Source organism: Hyphobacterium vulgare, from assembly GCF_042643335.1.
Taxonomy (GTDB): Bacteria; Pseudomonadota; Alphaproteobacteria; order Caulobacterales; family Maricaulaceae; genus Hyphobacterium; species Hyphobacterium vulgare.
This window is the reverse complement of sequence record NZ_JBHRSV010000028.1, coordinates 470,598-489,839: the sequence shown is the minus strand read 5'-3', so window position 1 is coordinate 489,839 and position 19,242 is coordinate 470,598. Positions and strand designations below refer to the sequence as shown.

Here is a 19,242-nt window from a genome sequence, read left to right as displayed (position 1 = left end):
GGGGGGGGGGGGGGGGGGGGGGCCGGGAGGCTGTGCGTCAGCCAGCCGACCGGGGTGGGGGTATCAAGCGAGCCGTCACCCCACCCCGCTCCCGGACTTCTGCGAAGCCCGCTCGCGTCCCTCCCCTTCAAGGGGAGGGAGGCGATTCAGGAATTTGGTCGAAGCGCCTAAACGATTAGCTGGGGTCCCCATGAAAATGGGGACCTGAAGCAAGCACTCGGATTCGGTTTAGCGTTCGCGCGGGAACCCTGGACGGAGTGCGTCGCGGGTGGACGGAACCCCGGTCTTCGTGGACGCGAAACCGGGGAGCGTCTAACGGAGTTTTTCCAGAATCGCCTTGAGCGGCCAATGTTGCCGAAGGCGATACTCCGGTCGCGAAGGATTGTCACAGTCCCGTATCAGCCAATTGCGACAAGGCCTGAACGCCTCCACCAATCCTTCAAAGACCGCAGTGCGCTCTTCGGGTTTGGACCAATACCCAACGCCATCAAGCAGATTTACGGTCGGCAAACCCATCAACAGCAAAAGGTAGTGTTCGCCATCGAGCGTGGCGTTTCGATAGTCCCGATAGATCAGCTGTGCCGCGAAATTCTGTTGAAGTTCGCGAATTTTTTCCTCTGAAAATGAGGCGACGATTTCGTCTCGAATTCGATCCACCGCCTCTTCATCAGAAGTGGATTCGAGGAGCTTCGCGAAGCGATTCAACTGCTGCCGTGTCTCCTCGTCGAGCACCCTAGATCAACCCACTCAGCGGGCTCGAGGGGTCGGCGTATTTCTTCTTCGTCATGCGGCCGGCGAGATAGGCTTCCCGGCCGGCGATGACGGCGTGCTTCATCGCCGTGGCCATGCGGATCGGGTCTTTCGCCTCGGCGATGGCGGTGTTCATCAGGACTCCGTCACAGCCGAGTTCCATTGCGACCGCCGCGTCCGACGCTGTTCCGACGCCGGCATCGACGATGACCGGGACCGAGGTCTGTTCCACGATCAGGCGGATATTGACCGGATTCTGGATCCCCAGGCCCGAGCCGATCGGCGCGCCGAGCGGCATGATGGCGCAGCAGCCGGCGTCTTCCAGCTTGCGGGCATAGACCGGGTCGTCGCTGCAATAGACCATGACGTCGAAACCGTCGGCGATCAGCATCTTTGCCGCGCGCAACGTCTCTTCCATCTCGGGATAGAGATGTTTCGGGTCGGACAGGACTTCGAGCTTTACGAGATTCCAGCCGCCCGCCTCGCGCGCCAGGCGCAGCGTGCGCACGGCGTCCTCGCCGGTGAAACAGCCGGCCGTATTGGGCAGGAAGACGTATTTCTCGGGGTCGATGAAATCGACGAGGCGCGGCTTGTCGGGGTCGGACAGGTTCACGCGGCGCAGCGCGACGGTGATCATCTCGGCGCCGGAGGCTTCGAGCGCGCGGGCGTTCTGCTCGTAGCTTTGATACTTGCCGGTGCCGATGATGAGGCGCGATTTCAGTTCGCGGCCGGCGACGACGAGCGGTTTGTCTTCGGCGATCTTGGCAGTCATCATTCCATCCGTGTTCCGGGTGTACTGTTCCGGGAGCTCTGGGGGGAGACTTAGATGAACAAGCCCGTCATGGCCATTCTGCTCGCAGTGGCGGCCGCGAATATCGGCTATGCCGTGTGGCCGACGGTTGAAGGGCGGCCGCTGGACGACAGCCTCCCGCTCTTCATTGGTGGCCTGGTCGGCGCCACGCTCGCCATGGTGATCAGCCGCACCAAAGGCCGGGCTGATCCAGGAAATGGCAGCTGCGACACGTCATCGAAGCATGTTCACGATGACGGCGGAGACGGGGGCGATGGCGGTGGCGGCGGCGACTAGCCCCCACCCACGAAATGGACGATCTCGATCCGGTCGCCCTCGGAAAGGGCGGTCTCTGCGTAGAGCGATTTCGGCACGATTTCGAGATTGCGCTCGACCGCGACCTTGCGCGTGTCGAGGCCGAGTTCGGCCAGGAGGCCGGTCACGGTTGCGCCGGGTGAAATCTCGCGGGTCTCGCCATTGAGTTCGATCTGGATCATGACCGCAGAGATGGCGCGGGCTGCGTCAAAGCGCAACCGGGAAGGCCGCAGGGCGGCCTGCCCTACTCAGACTTCGGCGTCACCCTTCTGAGAACGTACTTCCGTGACGATCTGGGCAATCAAACCACCGAAAAAGCCGAACATGCCGATCGGCAGGGTCGCGAATGTCAGCAATCCCCACTAGGTAAGCGCTCCAAGGGCTCCAGAAAAACCCGTCAGGCACGGTTCGGGAATTGCGGAACCGCCACAACCCATCTCGTTGCGGATCATCACTGCCGTTACCGACACGAACAGAGGCAGGAATCCGAAGGTGATGGACAGTACAGCGATCCATAGACCCATATGCTTCATGTCGGCCTCGCCGGACAACCTGGACGACAGTATTGCATTTCCGGGCGCGGATTACAGACCGTTCGAGGCTCTGCGCGCTTGTGCCGCGTCACACCGCTGTCGTACAACGCCCGCCCGCGAAACAGCCCGGCAAGCCACGTGAAAAAACCGGTCTTCATCCTCAACGGTCCGAACCTGAACCTCCTCGGTCGCCGCGAGCCGCACATCTACGGCACGCAGACGCTGAAGCAGGTGGAATCGCTGTGCGAGGCCAAGGCGATCACGCTCGGCGTGACCATCGATTTCCGCCAGACCAATCACGAGGGCGTGCTGATCGACTGGGTGCAGGAGGCGATGGATTCGGCCTCGGCGCTGATTCTCAATGCGGCGGGCTATACCCACACCTCGATCGCACTGCACGATGCGCTGAAGGCGCTGAGCATTCCGGTGATCGAGGTGCATCTGAGCGATCCGGCGCAGCGCGAAAGCTTCCGCCATGTTTCCTATGTGGGCATGGCCGCGACGCAGACGATCGCCGGACTGGGTGCACGCGGATATGAACTGGCGCTAGAGAGTGCCGCCAGTCTGGTCTAGACAGGCTGATAACGAGATTCCGAAGGAAAGGGGCGCAAGGGACATGACCACGTCATCGAAATCCGGTTCGCCGCTGAATGCGAAGCTGGTGCGCGAGTTGGCCGAAATCCTGCGCGAGACCGAGCTGACCGAGATCGAGGTCGAAAAGGGCGATCTGCGCCTGCGCGTCGCGCGCACGGTCCAGGCCGCGCCAATGGTGCAGCATGTCGCGGCTCCGGCCCCGATGGCTGCGGCACCGGCTGCTGCGCCGGCCGCTCCGGCCTCGCAACCGTCTGATCCGGCCCAGGCGCCTGAAGGCGGCGACATTCCGGGCAGCGTGCCCTCGCCCATGGTCGGCACGGTCTATGTCCGCCCGAATCCCGAGGCCGACGCCTTCGCCAAGGCTGGTGATACGGTGAAGGAAGGCGACACCATCCTGCTGATCGAGGCGATGAAGACGTTCAACCCGATTACCGCGCCGCGCTCGGGCAAGCTGACCCACCTCTTCGTCACCGACGCGCAGCCGGTGGAATACGGCGAAGCCCTGTTCGCGATTTCCTAGGCGCACCCGCGGGAGCCGGCCGACATGTTCGATAAAGTCCTGATCGCCAATCGCGGCGAGATCGCCCTCCGGGTCCACCGGGCCTGCAAGGAAATGGGCATCCAGACCGTGGCGATCCATTCCGAAGCCGATGCGGACGCGATGCATGTCCGCCTGGCCGACGAAAGCGTCTGTGTCGGTCCGCCGCCCGCCGGCAAGAGCTATCTGAACATTCCCCAGATCATCGCGGCGTGCGAGATCACCGGGGCGCAGGCGGTTCACCCGGGCTATGGCTTCCTGTCGGAAAACGCCCGCTTTGCGGAAATCGTCGAAGCCCACGGCATCACCTTCATCGGACCGACCCCGGATCACATCCGGATGATGGGCGACAAGATCACCGCCAAGCAGGCGGTGAAGGATGCCGGCATCCCGGTCGTGCCCGGGTCGGAAGGCGCGATTTCCGACATCGACGAAGCGGAAAAGATTGCGGCCGGCATCGGCTATCCGGTGCTGATCAAGGCCGCCGCCGGTGGCGGCGGACGCGGCATGAAGGTGGCCGAGAACGCGAAACTGTTCCGCAGCGCCGTGCAGACGGCGTCATCGGAAGCGTCAGCCGCGTTCGGCGACGGCTCGGTCTATCTCGAAAAATATCTCGGCAAGCCGCGCCATATCGAGATCCAGATCATGGCCGACACGCACGGCAATTGCGTGCATCTGGGCGAGCGCGACTGCTCGCTGCAGCGCCGCCACCAGAAAGTCCTCGAAGAAGCCACCTCGCCGGCGCTCGACGCCAAGGCGCGCGCCGAGATCGGGGCGATCACGCGCGATGCCGTCGCCGCCATCGGCTATCGCGGTGTGGGTACGGTCGAATATCTCTACGAGAACGGCGAGTTCTACTTCATCGAGATGAATACCCGCCTGCAGGTGGAGCATCCGGTGACCGAGGCGATCACCGGGCTCGACCTGGTGCGCGAGCAGATTCTCGTCGCGGCGGGTGAAAAGCTGTCGATGACGCAGGACGACATCGTCTTCAACGGCCACTCCATCGAGTGCCGGATCAATGCCGAGGACCCGGCGACGTTCGCGCCCTCCCCCGGCAAGGTGACGGAATTCCACGCGCCGGGCGGGCTCGGCGTGCGGCTCGATAGCGCGCTTTATGCCGGCTATTCCATCCCGCCCTATTACGACAGCCTGATCGGCAAGCTGATCGTGCACGGCCGCGACCGGCCCGAGGCGCTGCTCCGGCTGAAGCGCGCGCTCAACGAATTGGTCGTCGGCGGTGTGAAAACCACCAAGCCGCTCTTCCTTGATCTTCTCGAGGAGCCGGCCTTCGTCTCCGGCGACTATCACATCCGCTGGCTGGAGAGCTGGCTCGCCGAACGCAAGGCGGCCGGCGAGACGGCGTGAAGGGTTTCGGCCCCGCCGACCTGCTCGACTGCTATGCGCGGGGCGTGTTCCCCATGGCCGAAGGCCGGGACGATCCGCGCATCTACCTGCTTGAACCGGACGAGCGCGGCATCCTGCCGCTCGACGCATTCCACATCCCCCGCAGTCTGAGGAAGTCGGTCCGGCGCGATCCGTTCGAGGTCTCGATCGACCGGGATTTTGCCGGCATTATCGACGGCTGCGCCGCCCCGGGCGAAGGCCGGGAGGAGACCTGGATCAATCCGGGGATCCGCTCGCTCTATCTCGCGCTTCACGAGGCCGGATACGCCCACAGTGTGGAATGCCGCGATGCCGGTTATCTCGTCGGCGGGCTCTACGGCGTCGCGCTTGGCTCCGCCTTTTTCGGGGAAAGCATGTTTTCCCGTGCGACCGATGCGTCAAAGGTGGCACTGGTGCATCTCGTCGCGCGGCTGAAGGCCGGGGGCTACACCCTGCTCGACACACAGTTCACGACCGCGCATCTTGAACAGTTCGGCGCCATGGTGATCACGCGCGAAGCCTATCGCGAGCGGCTCGCCGACGCGATTGAAGTCGATGCGGATTTCACTGCCCTGCCCGACGTGATCAGCGGCGATCAGGCCCTGCAGTCGATCACCCAGACGTCGTAGACGGGGTGTTCCAGCGGGTTGAGCGCCGGGTTCGATCCGAACATCCAGCCGGAAAAGACCGTCTCGCTCTCGTCTTCCGACCCGAAACCGTCGGTGCGGCGGTCGGCGATCTGCATGAAGGCGAATATCTCCGGAGTTTCTTCCGGCGGGCGGCGGCGGCAATAGCGCGCCGTGATCTCCAGCGAACCGAAGACATGGGTCTCGCCGATGCGGACCTCGAAGTCCTCGGTGCGGGCGGTGATCTTGTCGAGACCGCGCAGCACCAGGACATTGCCCGGCCGGCTGGTCAGCTCCCGCGGGCCAGAGCGGTCCGTGCGCAATTCCGGCTGACTGCCCGACGGGGGTTCGGACTCCTGCGCAGCGGCCATCGCGGCCGAAGCGGCAAACATCAACGCGGTAACAAGCGATCTGATCATTGTCTCACCATGACCCGGCTTTGCGGCATCGCCAAGGCGAAAGCGATTCAGGCGTCCGGCGTCCAGGATTCGTAGTCGCCCGAGGCCCGCTGGCGCGGCCCCTGCACCGCGAGGCTGCCGGTCGGGCGATAGGCGTGGAGCGTGCCGGTCAGGTTCGGCTTGTGGTCCAGCTCCCACTTCTGGCGCGGCAAGGGGGCATCGGTCGGCGGCTCGTCGAAAGTGTGGTGCATCCAGCCATGCCAGTCCGCCGGCACGCGGCTGGCGTCGGCATAGCCCTTGTAGACCACCCAACGGCGCTCGCGGCCGCTGGCACCGGAGGGCTTGCGTTCGCGGTAGTAGAGATTGCCGTACTCGTCCTCACCGATCTTTTCCGCGCGCTTGGCGAGCGTAAAGAAGGTGCCGGGCGTGGCGTCGTCCCACCATGCGAAAATCTTGGCAAAAAGTCCCATTTCGTGCACCCGCTCCGGCCGACAATACGGTTCAGAATCCGCGCGGAATATGCCGTCTTGCATCCGCCCGGTCCAGTGCGAGCCACCGCTTTTGGTGCAGGGGCGCAAGCGCCTTATCCTGTTTGCGATTCGGCGCGTGTGCGCCGTGACAGACCGCAAAAGGGGCGATCATGGCCGGACGGCACAAGACGGGATCCGACTTCGCGGACCTGGCAACCGAAGTGATCCCGGTCGCGATCGATCCGGATGCCGATCCGATCGACCTGGTTCTGCCCATGGGCTGGGACGAGGCCGCCGGACGCGCCTTTGCCGACGCCAGCGGCCAGACCGACATTCGCGCGGCCTTGGCAACACTCTGCGCCGCACTGAGGCTCGATCGCGAGACAGCGGATAGCCTCGCTTCAGCGATCGCGCGCCGGGAAATTGCCCCCGCCCCCGCGCTTTGGGCCGGGGAACTGACTGCCGAGACCTCTCCGGACGCCGTGACAGCCGCTGCAGGTCCGGCCCTGTTCGCGCAAATCGCCGACGAGGCGCTGGATGCCAGCCGCCGCGATGTCGGAACCCGTATCCTGAGCGATCGGCTAGACGCCGTTCGCGCGGCCATCGGGACGGACGGCGACATCGATCCGCGCCGCAATACCGGCCTCGCGGCCGCCCTGCGCGATGCGCGCCAGGCCGGCGTGCCGGACGAAGCACTGGAACGCACGATCGATCTGGCGCGCGAAGGCATCACGGAAAAGGTGCAGGCCGCCGATCCCGCGGCTGCGCGCGTGTGGCCGATCCTGATCCTGAGCGAAGGCGATCTGGCGCGCGCCGACCTGTGGCGCGGCGCGGCACGGAGCCTGTGGTCACATGGCGCCCCGGCCCTCGCCTTCGGAGACATCCGAACGGCCGGCGGACCGGGCTTCGTGATCGACCTCGAAGCCTTCGCCGGGCCGGACGGCTTCGATCGCATGCGGCTGTCAGGGCATCTCGCCCTGCTTGGCGAAGTGCTGCGTGCCCGTGGCGGGAAAGAACCGGCCGGACATGTGGTTCTGACCGGGCTGGCGGCGCTGTTCGCCGCGCTCGGCCTCGCCTATGACAGCGACGCGGCGATGGCGCTGGTACGCGAAATCGGCGTGACGGCGGAAGCATCCGCGGGCGAACGGGTCGCGGTCTGTTCCACCGCGCCGGACCCCGCCACGGCGCGCCTGCTTGGCAGCGAGAGCGACGGTCTGGCCCCGCTCGACGGGCTGACCGCCGAAATCGACGGCGAGGTGCAGTGGCGGCGCTGCGTCGCGGCCGGCCTGTCGCGCCTGCGCTTCGATCTGCCCGAACCACCGCGGGGTGTACCCGCCGATGCCTTCGCACCGCCGCGACCGGAAGCCGTACTGATCGTCGCGGGCACGCTGGCGGCGCGATTGAACGGGCCTGTCTCGGCGGACATCACCCTGCCCGCTGAAACCGGTCTTGAAACCGTCGCGACGCTGATCCGCGCGGCAGCGCAGACCAAGCTGCCGCTCGTCACCGTGCGTCGCAACGGGTCGGGTTTCACGGCCTTGCTCGACACGCTGGAAGCGGTCGCCGAGACGCCGGAACAGGCCCACCTGGCCGCGCGGGTGGTGGAACGGATCGTCGAACGCTCGGCGGACCGTCGCAAGCTTCCGGATCGCCGCAAGGGCTATATCCAGAAAGCCACGGTCGGGGGGCACAAAGTCTATCTGCACACCGGTGAATTCGAGGATGGCGAACTCGGCGAGATCTTCATCGACATGCACAAGGAGGGCGCGGCCTTCCGTTCGCTGATGAACAATTTCGCGATCGCGATCTCGATCGCGCTGCAATACGGCGTGCCGCTGGAGGAATTCGTCGACGCCTTCGTGTTCACGCGCTTCGAACCGGCCGGCCCGGTCGAAGGCAACGACTCGATCCGGCATGCGACCTCGATCCTCGACTATCTGTTCCGCGAACTCGCCGTCTCCTATCTCGGCCGCGAGGATCTGGCCGAGACCGGTCCGGACGATACCGGCGGGATCGGTCGCGGTGTGGCCCGGGAAAAATTCATGGCGGAGACCGCAGCGCACTTCATCTCCAAGGGCTTCTCGCGCGGCCAGTTGCCAGACAATGTCGTGATGCTCGGGGCCGACCGGCGCAAGCCGAAGGCAGAGCCCGAGGAAGAGCCCGCCAAGGCACGCGGCCCGGACAGCTATGACGGAGACCCGTGCCCGGAATGCGGACATTTCACCCTGCTGGAGGCGACTGAAGGCGGGCAGATCTGCGATGCCTGCGGCTGGCGGAATTAGGGCGTTTCGGCCGCGTCCATCAGCGGAAAGCCAAGATCGGCCGGCGGCGGCCAAGCCAGACCGCCGGCTTCGATCCGCGCGGCAAAATTCGGCGTGGCCTCGAGATCGAAGGGCGCGCCGCAACCGCAGCCGATGATCACATCGATCAGGCTCACAGCGCCAAGCGGCCGCGCATCCATCCGGGCCGCGACCGCGTTGGCCTCCTCACGCCGGCCGGCGATGGCATTCACGATCAGCGCCGACCAGTCGCCTTCCGCGGAGAGTTCCTCGTAGCTGGCCGACAGGGCGTCGGCATTCCCGAGCCGGGCGTCGAGCCGGTAATTCTCCCACAGCCAATTCTCGTCGAGCATGGCGCGGGCCTCGTCATAGCGTTCCAGTCCCATCAGCGCATCGAGACGGACCATCTCGCTCTCCCCGATCTGGTCCATTTCCAACAGCCTGTCCGCGTCGCTCAGCGCCGCTTCGTAGTCGCCGCGCGCAATCAGCGTGTCGGCATGGAACAGCTGGGCTTCCGGGTTGAGCGGGTCGCAAACCAGTAGCCGTTCGGCATAGGCGAGGCGCTGATCGAGGTCGGGATAGAGTACGATCAGCGTTTGCAGCCAATTGTCGTTGAGACAGTCTTCCGAGGCGAGGGAATCGAAGACGATCGTGTTGGCGTGAGTCCAGTCGCTCTCGAACAGGATCTGGTTGGCGGCGACGATCGAGCGTTGCGCCTGGGTTTCCGCGGTGCGCATCGCGGCGTCGAGCATAGCGACGCGCTGGGTTTCCAGTTCGATCCAGACTGCGTCATCGACCGGCTCAGGCGCTTCCGACATCTCGATCATCCGGTGCGAGTTGCGGTCGCTTCGGAGCAGCCATGCCTGGAAGAAATCCGGAGACTGTTCGGTCGCGGCAGCGAACAGCGGATCGGCTTCGTCGAGCAGGGAGAAGTCGCCGCCGATATGCGCGTCTTCCCAGAGTTCCAGCGCTCGCTGATACGCGATGAAGGCCTCGAAACTGCGGGTGCCTGAATTCCGCATCTGCCGGCGCGCTTCCTCGTCGAGCACGATTTCGAGCACCGCAGCAACGGCCTCGGCGATCTCTTCCTGTATGGCGAAGACATCGTCGAGCGACCGGTCATAGGTCTGTGACCAGAGATGCCGGTCATCCGAAGCACGGATCAGCTGGGTGGTGACGCGGACCCGGTCGCCCGAGCGCCGGACCGAGCCCTCGAGCACGTGCGCGACATTCAGACTGCGTGCGATCTCCGGGATCGGCGGTACATCGGGACCCTTGAACTGGAAGGCCGATGTGCGCGATGTCACGAGTAGGTCGGGCAGCGACGCCAGCGAGTTGAGGATTTCCTCGGTCAGGCCATCGGCAAAATACCCGTCATCCTCGCTGGCCGAGAACGCCGCAAAGGGAAGGACGGCGACCGACAATTCGGGCGGCGGCGCGACCTCGACCGTTGCGGGAGGGCCGGCAGACGCCGGCGTGACGAGCGCAACCGTGTCGCCAGGCCGCTGGCCCGTAAACAGGGCGGGGCGCGTTGCAAGCTGCCAGGCGATCAGACCGCAGAAAACGGCGATCGCCGCGAACATCACATAGTCGAGGGTCCGGGTCGGTTCGGCGGTCATGCCCTCAACAGCCGTCGGCCGCAGCCCGTCGGGCGTCAGGTCGAACGACCAGGCCATGAAGACGACAATTGGAAAGCCAACGATCAGGGCGATCAGGGCAAGACCATCGGACCACGACGGAAGACCGGCGGCGTTTTCGACCGCCGCGACGACCTGCAGGACCAGCCAGGCTGCGACGAGATAGCCCGCAATCGCCCGGATCACGCCCCGACGTCTCAGCTCGTTGATGAACGATCCCATCGGCCCCCCTGTCGCGCAATCGAGTGGCACGAAAAGCGTGCGAGAGCAATTGAATGCCGTGTCTGGCCATGCGTTTCGGCCCGTCGCTTGCAGGGCTGGAGGCCGGACAGATTGGAGCCGTGCCAGGATGAAACGTCTGCTTGCCACCGCCGCGCTTTTCGCTCTTTCCGTCTCTCCGGCGCTTGCGCAGGATGCTTCGCAAATTGCGCGGGTCCAGAGCGGTGCGTCGTGCTCGGGCTGCAATCTTTTCCAGGCTGATCTGGCGTATCGTGATCTGCCGAATGTGAACCTGTCGGGTTCGCGCCTGCGTCAGGCCGATCTCAGTCTGACGACGATGAATGGCGCGAATCTGTCGGCGTGTGACCTGTCTGTCGCAAACCTGTTCGGCGCCCGTTTCACCGGCGTCAGCTTCCGCAATTCGAATTTGCGGGATGCCAATCTGGTTGGCGGGTATTTCGGTGGTGCCGACTTCACAGGGGCCGACCTCACTGGCGCGCTGCTTTCCGGCGCGGAAATGCGCCAGGCGCATGGACTCACACAGTCGCAGCTCAACACGGCGTGTGGGGATACATCGACGGAACTGCCGCCCGGTCTGCGGGTTCCAAGCTGCCGTTAACACGAGCCAACCTCGCGCTTACCGCAATTTAAGTCGAATAGAGGGAATGTTTGGCGTATCGCAGAACTGACATGATGCGCGCGCTTACCCTTCTTCTGCTTGGCAGTTGTGCCGCCGCCGCCCTCGCCGCGGTTGCGGACGCAGGCTATGGCGACCCTCCCCCCCATCGCCGGGTGACGATCTCAGGCAGTTGCCAGCAATGCGATTTCGCCGGGCAGAACCTTTCGGACGCGCTCGTCATCGGGGCGCAGTTCGATGATTCCGATTTCTCGCACGCGACGCTGATCAATGCCGGCCTGCAGGAATGCCGGTTTTCAGACACCAATCTCAACGACGCCAATCTGACGGGCGCACGGTTCTCCGGTGTGGCCTTCATCGACAGTGATCTGAGCGGCGCGCACCTGATCAATATTCGCGGCGACCGGATCCGGTTCACGGACTCCCGGCTGACCGGTGGCGACCTGTCCGGTGCGCAACTCGTTCTGGTGAGTTTTGACGGGGCCGACCTGTCGAACGCCGTTCTGGCGCGCGCACAATTGCATCATGCCGAGTTTACCGATGCGACGCTCGACCGGGCGGTGTTCCGTGATGCCCGGATGCCGCGCGCGGACTTCACCCAAGCGGAAGGCGCACGTGTCGTCTTCGTAAATGCCGATTTGCGGGCCGCGAACTTCTCGGGGGCCCGTCTGGAGCGCGCAGACTTCACCGGTGCGCGCCTCGACGGGGCGGTTCTGGCGGGTGCGCAATTCGCCCGTGCACGGGGTTTGACGGAAGCGCAACTGGTCCATGCCTGCGGCGACGAGGAGACCGATCTGCCGGGCGATCTGATCGTGCCCCCCTGCCCTCCCCGTGCCCTGCGGACAAACGGCGTTGTGACCGTCTCAAGCAATGGCCGCACGGTCCAGGTCATCGACACCGCCCGGATACTGGAAGCCCAGGCCGCCGCCGTGGCCGCGCTGCGCGAAGTCGGGGCGCAACTGCCCAACGACTTGCAGATCGAGGTACGCCGGTCGGGCGATCTTGCCGAAGTGCGCCGGTCGATCGAGCTGGCGCTTGATGAGCTTCGCCGCGAGGAAGAGCGCACGTCGGCGATGGCGCAAGCCAACGTGGCCGAAGCCGAGCGCCGGGAAGCCGAACTCGCGGCCGCCCGGGCGCGCCTCGAGGCCATGGAACACATGATGCGCGACCATCGCTTCCCGCAGGAAATCCGCGTGCCCGGTACGTCTTACACTTTTGTGGTATCCCCCGATGGCGAGGTGATGTCCGGTGCCGGCGGCGAAGCCGGCGGATTCCGCTGGGAGTTCCGAAGCGAGCGCGGCGAGATCGAGCTCGAAGGCGGGATGACGGTCGAGCCTCCCGCACCCCCCATGCCGCCGAAGCCCGCCGACTTGTCGCCGTTGAACGATGTCGAGCCGGAGCCCGAGCCGAACTAGTCCTTCTTTGGCTCGGTCACCACGCAGCGCAGGTGCAGCTCGCGCAGCTGGCGAGGATCGACATCGGCCGGGGCCTGCATCATCAGGTCGCGCGCCTGCTGGTCCTTCGGGAACATCACGACTTCGCGCAGGTTTTCCTCGCCAGCGAGCAGCATGACGATGCGGTCGATGCCCGGCGCGATGCCGCCGTGCGGCGGCGCGCCGTAGCGGAAGGCGTTCAGCATGCCGCCGAACTTCTCCTCGACCACTTCCGGGCCGTAACCGGCGAATTCGAACGCCTTCAGCATCACGTCCGGGCGGTGGTTCCGAACTGCGCCCGACGACAGTTCGACGCCGTTGACGACGATGTCGTACTGATAGGCCTTCATGCCCAGAAGGGCTTCGTGGTCGTTCTTGTCGAGCGCCATGAAGGCATCGGCGTCCATCTGCGGCATGGAGAACGGGTTGTGCGAGAAGTCGACCTTCTTCTCGTCCTCGTTCCATTCATACATCGGGAAATCGACGATCCAGCAGAATTTGAAGACGTTCTGTTCGTAGAGGTCGAGCTCGCGGCCGACAACATTGCGCGCGCGGCCGGCGAAGGCGGCGAAGTCCTTCGGTTGACCGGCGGCGAAGAAGACGGCGTCGCCATCCTTCAGGCCGAGCCTGTCGCGCAGCGCGGTGGTGCGTTCCTCGCCGATATTCTTGGCGATCGGACCAGCGCCCTCGCCGTCACGGAAGAAGATGTAGCCCAGACCCGGCTGACCTTCCTTCTGCGCCCAGGCATTCATGCGGTCGCAGAAGGCGCGGCTGCCGCCGCCCGGCGCCGGAATCGCCCAGACCACGACGGCCGGGTTCTTCTCGATCATGCCGGCAAACACCTTGAAGCCCGACCCGGCGAAGGTGTCGGTGACGGCGCACATCTCGATCGGGTTGCGCAGGTCCGGCTTGTCGGAACCGTATTTCTGCATCGCCTCGGCATAGGGGATGCGCGGCACCGGGGCCTTGGTCACGGCGTGGCCGTTGGCGAACTCCTCGAACGTGCCGAGCAGGACCGGCTCGATCGCAGCGAAGACATCGTCCTGGGTGACGAAGCTCATCTCTATGTCGAGCTGGTAGAATTCGCCCGGCGCGCGATCGGCGCGGGCGTCCTCGTCGCGAAAGCAGGGTGCGATCTGGAAATAGCGGTCGAAACCCGACACCATGATCAGCTGCTTGAACTGCTGCGGCGCCTGGGGCAGCGCGTAAAACTTGCCCGGATGCAGGCGGGACGGGACGAGATAGTCGCGCGCGCCTTCCGGTGAGGACGCCGTCAGGATCGGCGTCTGGAACTCGGTGAAGCCGCCGCGGATCATGCGTTGGCGGATCGATTCGATGATCTTCGAGCGCAGCACGATGCGCTTGTGAAGGCTCTCGCGGCGCAGGTCGAGATAGCGGTGCTTCAGGCGCACCTCCTCGGACCATTCCGGCTCGCCGAACACCGGCAGCGGAAGCTCCTCGGCTTCCGACTGGACCGAAAGGTCCTCGACGCGCAGCTCGATCTCTCCCGTCGGCAGGTTGGCGTTCTTCGTCTCTTCCGAGCGCGCGACGACTTTCCCGGTGATCGTGACCACGCTTTCCACGCGCAGGCGTTCCAGCTTGGCGAAATGCGCGTTTTCCGGCTCCAGCACGCACTGGGTCAGGCCGTAATGGTCTCGCAAATCGACGAACAGAAGGCCGCCATGGTCGCGCTTGCGGTGGATCCAGCCGGACAGGCGGACGGTGGCGCCAACGTCAGAGGCGCGGAGCTGGCCGCAGGTGTGCGAGCGATAGGCGTGCATGGCGAAAACCCTTCGGGGGAAAGCATCGGTCAGAAGGGCGCGACATGCCCGCGAAGCGGCCTGCCTGTCAAGGAATCGCGGCGGTCAGGACGCCGAGAGCTTCAAGATCGTCCTGACGAGTTCCACCGGCTTGGAGAAATAGACCGAATGGCTGGCGGCGATATCCTCGACCCGGTCGACCGGCGTGGCGGCGAGGACGCGATCCTGAAGCGAAGGCGTGACCGCCCGGTCTTCGGTCAGGCGGATATAGGCGCGCGGCACGCGGCCATAGTTTGCCTCCGTCAGTATCAACCGCGTGATGGCAGGCCGGGCGGGTTCCCGGCAGAGCATCAGCCGACCGAGCATCCAATCCTCGACCGGACAGTCGTGATAGAGCGCCTCGCGGTAGACGTGCGGCTGCAGCCCGTCCCACAACGCCAGCCGGTTGACCTCGATCCCCGGCAGGAGGGCGCTCTTGCGGTCGGAACGGAACCAATTCGCGGCGCGGTCTCCCGGCGGCAGCATGTAGGAGGCAAGATAGATGGTCCGCTCCACCCGGTCCGGCACGGCTTCGGCCAGCGCGGAGGCGAGAATGCCGTAGCGGCTGTGCGCAACGATCGTGAAGCGGACCTCCGGCGGCAATTGCTTCATGACGGCGCGGACCATGCCGTTCAGCCCGACGAAAGCCGATGTGGCAGGATGCCGGCCGCGGCCCGGCAGCTCCGCGCAAGTCACGGTATGGCCTTCGGCCTCCAGCATCGGCGCGGTCTTGTACCAGACCCAGGCGCCATGCCAGCTGCCGTGGATCAAGAGATAATGGGTCATCGGCGAGGTCCTCCCTGAGCGCCGTCATCGCTCGCCCGTGCAAAGCTGCCCACCCGCTTCTTGCGACGTAAGTAAGTATTCACTTGCGGATTATCCACAGATCGGCTATTGCTCGTGTGAATGATCGCTCACACGAGGTGAAACGGATGTCGAAATACCTCAACAAGGCGCTGTTCATGCGCGAGGACCCCAAGCGCGGGGTCAGCGCGCCGGACGGGTCCACAAAGGCCCGGATCGAACGCGCCGCGCTGCGCCTGTTCGCAGAACACGGCATTGACGGGGTGTCGATCAAGGACATCGCCAGGGCGTGCAATCTGTCGGACGGGGCGATGTATCGCCACTTCGAAAGCAAGGAGGCGCTGTCGCGTCAGCTGTTCGAAGCGATCCACAAGCGGTTGATGGGTCTGGTCAAGGACACGCTTCATGATGGCGCCTCGCTGGAGCAGACCGTCCGCGCCGTGGTCAGCGCGTTCTGCGAACTCGCCGAGACCGAGCCGTCGCAATTCGCCTACCATTTGACGCAGCGGAATGTCTTTCTCGCACGCTCCGGCGATGGCGGGGCCGACCCGTCCTCGCTGATGGCGCGGCGCGTCAGCGCGGCGATGGCGGCGGGGGAGATCCCGAAGGACGATCCGGAGCTGAAAAGCGCGATGGCGATGGGCGTCGTGATGCAGGCCGGGGAATACCGCCTGTTCGGACGGATACGCTCCCCCCTCACCGGCCATGTCGAACAATTCGTACGCGCCGTCATGGCCGTGCTGAAGACGGGCTGAAGGAGAGAGTGATGCGCGCCTTGCTGTTCAACACGCTCTATTGGGGCATGTCAGGCGTCTACGCGATCCTGTGCGCGGTGGTCGGCCTGATCCCGGGCCGCTTTTTCCTGATGCACGGGCTGAGGTCCTACACCCGCTTTACCGTCCTCTTGATGAAGCATGTCGCGGGGATCGGGATCGAGGTGCGCGGCACGCCGCCGAAGAACCAGCCCGTCATCATCGCCGCCAAGCACCAGTCCTGGGGCGATGGCATCGTGATGATGGCCAAGACCGGCGACATCAATTTCGTGGTCGGCGACCACATGCTGAAATTCCCGCTGATCGGCTGGATCCTGACGCGGGTCGGCGCAATCGTCGTCAACAATGGCGGCGGGCGCAAATCGATCGAGGCGCTGAAGGACGGGATCCACCGCTCGCACGGCGAGATGCGGCCGATCCTGATCTACCCCGAGGGCCACCTCACCGAGATCGGCGAGACCAAGCCCTTCCGCAAGGGCGTCTACCGGCTCTACGCCATGCTGGGCCGCCCGGTCGTGCCGGTGGCGACCAATCTGGGGCTGTTCTGGCCGCAGCAGGACTGGGCCAAGCATCCCGGCACGGCCGTGATCGAGTTTCTCGATCCGATCGAGCCGGGCCTGTCCAAGGAGAACTTCATGAAAACGCTGGAAGAACGGGTCTCGGCCCGCACGCGTGAACTCGAAGCGGAGGGACAGTCATGAGCGCCAGGATTGCCCTCAACCTTCTCGGTCAGCGCCGCTATCTGCCCCTGCTGGTCGCGCAGGCGCTCGGCGCCTTCAACGACAATTTCTTCCGCTATGCGCTCGTCACCCTCGTCGCCTATCAAGGCATGACGGTGATGGACCTTCCGAGCGCCGTCCTCGTGCCCATCGCGGCGTCGCTCTTCACCCTGCCGATTTTCCTGTTCTCGGCGATGGCGGGGCGCGTCTCGGACGTGTTCGACCGGACGCGTGTGCTGCGCTTCACGAAGTTCGCGGAAATCTGGCTGATGATTCTGGCCGGAGCGGGCTTCCTGCTCGAGAATCCATGGCTCCTGATGGGGACGCTGTTCCTGATGGGGGCGCAGTCTGCCTTCTTTGCGCCGGCCAAGAATGCCGCCCTGCCGACCCTCTTGGCGCCGCAGGAACTGGTTCCGGGCAATGCGCTGATTTCCGGCAGCCTCAACATGGCTGTTCTGCTCGGAGTCGGATTCGGTACGGTTCTGATCGAGCGAACGGCGGGTCCGGAAATCGTGGCCGCGATTCTCGTCGCCATCGCGGTGATCGGCTGGCTGGCCGCGCGCGCCCTGCCAACGACCCCTGCGGCGACCCCGGAGTTGAAGGTCAGCTACAACTTCGTCTTCGAAACGATCCGCGTCTTCGGTCACGCCCTGCGCGCGCCCGACGTGCTGCGCCCGTTGATCGGCGCCGCCTGGTTCTGGATGCTCGCGGCCTCCATCGTGACACTGATGCCGAATTTCGCACGCGACGTGCTGGGCGCGGACGCCACCGTCGTCCTGTTCTTCAGCGCGCTGTTCACGATCGGCGCGGCGATCGGAGCGGTTCTCTGCGGCACCCTGTCGGGCAACGGGGACGCCCTGCCGTTTTCGATCGCCGGCGCGATCGGCCTGGTTCTCTTCCCGCTCGACGTCGCCTGGCAGACGATGGGGCACCCGCCCGTGCCTGCGGACGCAGTGCTTGTCACCTCGGCCGAATTCATCGCGGACAGCAGCAATTGGCGCCTGATCGCCGATCTTGGCCTCGCGGCCATCTCCGCCGGCCTGTTCGTGGTGCCGTTGCAGGCGATGGCGCAGCGGCGCGCGCCTGCCGACAAGCGCGGGCGCCTGCTCGCGGCAGGCGGTATCCTGAACGCAGCCACGGCAACGCTGGGGCAGGCCACGCTGGCGATCCTGGCCCTGTTCGGCCTACCGATCCCGACCGCCTTTCTCCTGATCGCGCTGGTCAGCAGCGTGTTCGCCGTGCTCACCTTCTGGCGCTGGTGGATCGGGCACCGAGGAAAGAACGTGACCGCCTGACACGCCGTCTCGCCAAAGCCGCAGCGCATCGCTAAACCCGGTCCCCATGAATGTGATCACAAAGACCCAGGACTTGGCGGAAGCCTGCACTGCGCTGCGGCAGTGCGAATTCGTCGCCATCGACACCGAATTCATGCGGGAGAGCACCTACTGGCCGATCCTGTGCCTGATACAGGCGGCAGGCGGCGAGACCGAGGTGCTGATCGACCCGATGGCGGACGGGATCGATCTGGAGCCCTTCTTCGAACTTCTGCGCGACGACAGCGTCATGAAGGTCTTTCATGCCGCGCGGCAGGATCTCGAAATCTTCTACCACAAGGGCAAGGGGCTGATCCCGACGCCGATGTTCGACAGCCAGGTCGCGGCCATGGCGCTCGGCCTCGGCGACAGCGTCGCCTATGACAATCTCGTGCGCATGGTGCTGAAGCGGAATGTCGAGAAGGGCGCGCGTTTCACGGACTGGGCGCGCCGGCCGCTGTCCGACCATCAGCTGGGCTATGCCCTCGCCGACGTCACGCATCTGCGCGACATGTATCCGATCCTGCGTGACCGGCTGGCATCGAAGGACCGCCTGTCCTGGGTCGCAGAGGAGATGAACATCCTCTCCAACCCCGCCACCTACGCGCTCGACCCGGACGAGCAGTGGAAGCGTCTGAAGCTGCGAAAGACGACCGCGAAATGGCTCGCGGCGCTGAAGGCCGCGGCGGCCTGGCGCGAGCATGAGGCGCAGACCCGCGACATGCCGCGCCAGCGCGTGATCAAGGACGAAGGCCTCTACGAAATCGCGCACGCTGCGCCGGCGACGCCGGAGCAGCTGTCACAGCTGCGCTCCATTCCGCGCGGGTTCGAGCGGTCGAAGCCCGCCGAACGCCTGCTGGAAGCGTTGAAGATCGCGCTCAGCGATCCGAAGAAACACGCGCCGAGCGTGACGCCGCCCGAGCCACCGCCCGCCGGGGCCGGGCCGACGACCGAGCTTTTGAAAGTGCTGCTCAAACTGGTGGCCGACGATATCGGCGTGGCCCCGCGCCTGATCGCGACCGTGCCCGACCTCGAAGCCATTGCGGCAAAGGACGACGCCGACGTCGCCGCGATGCAGGGCTGGCGGCGCGACGTCTTCGGGGAAACCGCGCTGAAGCTGAAGCGCGGCCGGATCGCACTGCTTCTGGAAAACGGAAAAGTCGTCGCGCGGGACGTGTGATTTCCGGTTCAACGCTCTTTCGAGCGGCGAAACCGGCTCCCGCTCCGGC

19 protein-coding genes and 1 pseudogene are annotated in these 19,242 nt (G+C 65.1%); 12 read left to right on the top strand and 8 right to left on the bottom strand.

Annotated elements, in window-relative coordinates; translation table 11 throughout:
- Positions 1–312: 312 nt before the first annotated feature.
- Positions 313–732 carry a hypothetical protein gene (locus ACFOOR_RS14805; RefSeq protein WP_343163360.1) on the bottom strand — a complete coding sequence of 140 codons (420 nt, stop codon included), beginning with the start codon at positions 730–732 and terminating at the stop codon, positions 313–315.
- A gap of 1 nt (position 733) precedes the next feature.
- The gene (locus tag ACFOOR_RS14800) at positions 734–1,522 is read right to left on the bottom strand and encodes a thiazole synthase (protein ID WP_343163359.1); all 789 of its coding nucleotides are present in this window, start codon (positions 1,520–1,522) and stop codon (positions 734–736) included.
- Between the two features lie 54 nt (positions 1,523–1,576).
- On the opposite strand from ACFOOR_RS14800, the gene ACFOOR_RS14795 reads away from it, so the two are divergent.
- A complete protein-coding gene (locus ACFOOR_RS14795; protein WP_343163358.1) occupies positions 1,577–1,837 on the top strand; it encodes a hypothetical protein in 261 nt (86 codons plus the stop codon).
- On the opposite strand, the gene thiS is transcribed toward ACFOOR_RS14795, so the two are convergent.
- A complete protein-coding gene (gene thiS, locus ACFOOR_RS14790) occupies positions 1,834–2,034 on the bottom strand; it encodes a sulfur carrier protein ThiS (protein WP_343163378.1) in 201 nt (66 codons plus the stop codon). The two genes, ACFOOR_RS14795 and thiS, sit on opposite strands and share 4 nt — an antisense overlap.
- Positions 2,035–2,526: 492 nt before the next feature.
- On the opposite strand from thiS, the gene aroQ reads away from it, so the two are divergent.
- The 4 genes from aroQ to aat are packed head-to-tail and all read left to right on the top strand — an operon-like array spanning position 2,527 to position 5,535.
- Complete coding sequence (aroQ, locus tag ACFOOR_RS14785) at positions 2,527–2,961, top strand: type II 3-dehydroquinate dehydratase (RefSeq protein ID WP_343163357.1); 435 nt, start codon at positions 2,527–2,529, stop codon at positions 2,959–2,961.
- 43 nt (positions 2,962–3,004) lie between these two features.
- Positions 3,005–3,502, top strand: coding sequence for an acetyl-CoA carboxylase biotin carboxyl carrier protein (gene accB / locus ACFOOR_RS14780; RefSeq protein WP_343163356.1), 498 nt, complete (start codon positions 3,005–3,007; stop codon positions 3,500–3,502).
- Between the two features lie 24 nt (positions 3,503–3,526).
- Entirely contained in the window at positions 3,527–4,888 is a 1,362-nt protein-coding gene (accC, locus tag ACFOOR_RS14775; protein ID WP_343163355.1) for an acetyl-CoA carboxylase biotin carboxylase subunit, read from the top strand.
- A complete protein-coding gene (gene aat / locus ACFOOR_RS14770; RefSeq protein WP_343163354.1) occupies positions 4,885–5,535 on the top strand; it encodes a leucyl/phenylalanyl-tRNA--protein transferase in 651 nt (216 codons plus the stop codon). Before accC ends, aat begins: the two co-directional genes overlap by 4 nt.
- Here aat and ACFOOR_RS14765 read toward each other — a convergent pair.
- Positions 5,502–5,951 carry a DUF2155 domain-containing protein gene (locus tag ACFOOR_RS14765; RefSeq protein ID WP_343163353.1) on the bottom strand — a complete coding sequence of 150 codons (450 nt, stop codon included), beginning with the start codon at positions 5,949–5,951 and terminating at the stop codon, positions 5,502–5,504. The two genes, aat and ACFOOR_RS14765, sit on opposite strands and share 34 nt — an antisense overlap.
- A 47-nt stretch (positions 5,952–5,998) precedes the next feature.
- Complete coding sequence (locus tag ACFOOR_RS14760; protein ID WP_343163352.1) at positions 5,999–6,400, bottom strand: NADH:ubiquinone oxidoreductase subunit NDUFA12; 402 nt, start codon at positions 6,398–6,400, stop codon at positions 5,999–6,001.
- 1,592 nt (positions 6,401–7,992) lie between these two features.
- Here ACFOOR_RS14760 and ACFOOR_RS15295 point away from each other — a divergent pair.
- Positions 7,993–8,682 (top strand): annotated as a pseudogene (locus tag ACFOOR_RS15295) (TSCPD domain-containing protein); the annotation flags it as partial.
- Here ACFOOR_RS15295 and ACFOOR_RS14750 read toward each other — a convergent pair.
- Positions 8,679–10,538, bottom strand: a complete 1,860-nt coding sequence (locus ACFOOR_RS14750) for a tetratricopeptide repeat protein (protein WP_343163350.1) — start codon at positions 10,536–10,538, stop codon at positions 8,679–8,681. The pseudogene ACFOOR_RS15295 and the gene ACFOOR_RS14750 overlap by 4 nt on opposite strands.
- A 127-nt stretch (positions 10,539–10,665) precedes the next feature.
- On the opposite strand from ACFOOR_RS14750, the gene ACFOOR_RS14745 reads away from it, so the two are divergent.
- Together ACFOOR_RS14745 and ACFOOR_RS14740 are read left to right on the top strand one after the other, a co-directional pair.
- Positions 10,666–11,154, top strand: a complete 489-nt coding sequence (locus ACFOOR_RS14745) for a pentapeptide repeat-containing protein (RefSeq protein ID WP_343163349.1) — start codon at positions 10,666–10,668, stop codon at positions 11,152–11,154.
- A 71-nt stretch (positions 11,155–11,225) separates the two neighbouring features.
- On the top strand, positions 11,226–12,587 hold the full coding sequence (locus ACFOOR_RS14740) for a pentapeptide repeat-containing protein (RefSeq protein ID WP_343163348.1): 1,362 nt from the start codon (positions 11,226–11,228) through the stop codon (positions 12,585–12,587).
- Here ACFOOR_RS14740 and aspS read toward each other — a convergent pair.
- Complete coding sequence (gene aspS, locus ACFOOR_RS14735) at positions 12,584–14,386, bottom strand: aspartate--tRNA ligase (protein WP_343163347.1); 1,803 nt, start codon at positions 14,384–14,386, stop codon at positions 12,584–12,586. The genes ACFOOR_RS14740 and aspS overlap by 4 nt on opposite strands.
- A gap of 84 nt (positions 14,387–14,470) precedes the next feature.
- A complete protein-coding gene (locus ACFOOR_RS14730; protein ID WP_343163346.1) occupies positions 14,471–15,190 on the bottom strand; it encodes an alpha/beta fold hydrolase in 720 nt (239 codons plus the stop codon).
- 146 nt (positions 15,191–15,336) lie between these two features.
- On the opposite strand from ACFOOR_RS14730, the gene ACFOOR_RS14725 reads away from it, so the two are divergent.
- Genes ACFOOR_RS14725 through rnd form a run of 4 tightly spaced genes read left to right on the top strand, consistent with a single transcriptional unit; the run spans position 15,337 to position 19,193 of the window.
- Positions 15,337–15,963 carry a TetR/AcrR family transcriptional regulator gene (locus ACFOOR_RS14725; RefSeq protein ID WP_343163345.1) on the top strand — a complete coding sequence of 209 codons (627 nt, stop codon included), beginning with the start codon at positions 15,337–15,339 and terminating at the stop codon, positions 15,961–15,963.
- 11 nt (positions 15,964–15,974) lie between these two features.
- Positions 15,975–16,682, top strand: a complete 708-nt coding sequence (locus tag ACFOOR_RS14720; protein WP_343163344.1) for a lysophospholipid acyltransferase family protein — start codon at positions 15,975–15,977, stop codon at positions 16,680–16,682.
- Entirely contained in the window at positions 16,679–17,995 is a 1,317-nt protein-coding gene (locus ACFOOR_RS14715) for an MFS transporter (protein ID WP_343163343.1), read from the top strand. Before ACFOOR_RS14720 ends, ACFOOR_RS14715 begins: the two co-directional genes overlap by 4 nt.
- A 46-nt stretch (positions 17,996–18,041) precedes the next feature.
- Positions 18,042–19,193, top strand: coding sequence for a ribonuclease D (gene rnd / locus ACFOOR_RS14710; RefSeq protein WP_343163342.1), 1,152 nt, complete (start codon positions 18,042–18,044; stop codon positions 19,191–19,193).
- Positions 19,194–19,242: the final 49 nt, after the last annotated feature.

What these genes read in the sequence shown, in the direction of transcription:
- ACFOOR_RS14800 (WP_343163359.1), bottom strand. Translation starts at nt 1,522, where the DNA reads ATGACTGCCAAGATCGCCGAAGACAAACCGCTCGTCGTCGCCGGCCGC.
- ACFOOR_RS14715 (WP_343163343.1), top strand. Translation starts at nt 16,679, where the DNA reads ATGAGCGCCAGGATTGCCCTCAACCTTCTCGGTCAGCGCCGCTATCTG.
- ACFOOR_RS14795 (WP_343163358.1), top strand. Translation starts at nt 1,577, where the DNA reads ATGAACAAGCCCGTCATGGCCATTCTGCTCGCAGTGGCGGCCGCGAAT.
- aspS (WP_343163347.1), bottom strand. Translation starts at nt 14,386, where the DNA reads ATGCACGCCTATCGCTCGCACACCTGCGGCCAGCTCCGCGCCTCTGAC.
- ACFOOR_RS14730 (WP_343163346.1), bottom strand. Translation starts at nt 15,190, where the DNA reads ATGACCCATTATCTCTTGATCCACGGCAGCTGGCATGGCGCCTGGGTC.
- ACFOOR_RS14750 (WP_343163350.1), bottom strand. Translation starts at nt 10,538, where the DNA reads ATGGGATCGTTCATCAACGAGCTGAGACGTCGGGGCGTGATCCGGGCG.
- rnd (WP_343163342.1), top strand. Translation starts at nt 18,042, where the DNA reads ATGAATGTGATCACAAAGACCCAGGACTTGGCGGAAGCCTGCACTGCG.
- accB (WP_343163356.1), top strand. Translation starts at nt 3,005, where the DNA reads ATGACCACGTCATCGAAATCCGGTTCGCCGCTGAATGCGAAGCTGGTG.
- ACFOOR_RS14740 (WP_343163348.1), top strand. Translation starts at nt 11,226, where the DNA reads ATGATGCGCGCGCTTACCCTTCTTCTGCTTGGCAGTTGTGCCGCCGCC.
- ACFOOR_RS14720 (WP_343163344.1), top strand. Translation starts at nt 15,975, where the DNA reads ATGCGCGCCTTGCTGTTCAACACGCTCTATTGGGGCATGTCAGGCGTC.
- ACFOOR_RS14725 (WP_343163345.1), top strand. Translation starts at nt 15,337, where the DNA reads ATGTCGAAATACCTCAACAAGGCGCTGTTCATGCGCGAGGACCCCAAG.
- accC (WP_343163355.1), top strand. Translation starts at nt 3,527, where the DNA reads ATGTTCGATAAAGTCCTGATCGCCAATCGCGGCGAGATCGCCCTCCGG.
- ACFOOR_RS14765 (WP_343163353.1), bottom strand. Translation starts at nt 5,951, where the DNA reads ATGATCAGATCGCTTGTTACCGCGTTGATGTTTGCCGCTTCGGCCGCG.
- ACFOOR_RS14745 (WP_343163349.1), top strand. Translation starts at nt 10,666, where the DNA reads ATGAAACGTCTGCTTGCCACCGCCGCGCTTTTCGCTCTTTCCGTCTCT.
- ACFOOR_RS14760 (WP_343163352.1), bottom strand. Translation starts at nt 6,400, where the DNA reads ATGGGACTTTTTGCCAAGATTTTCGCATGGTGGGACGACGCCACGCCC.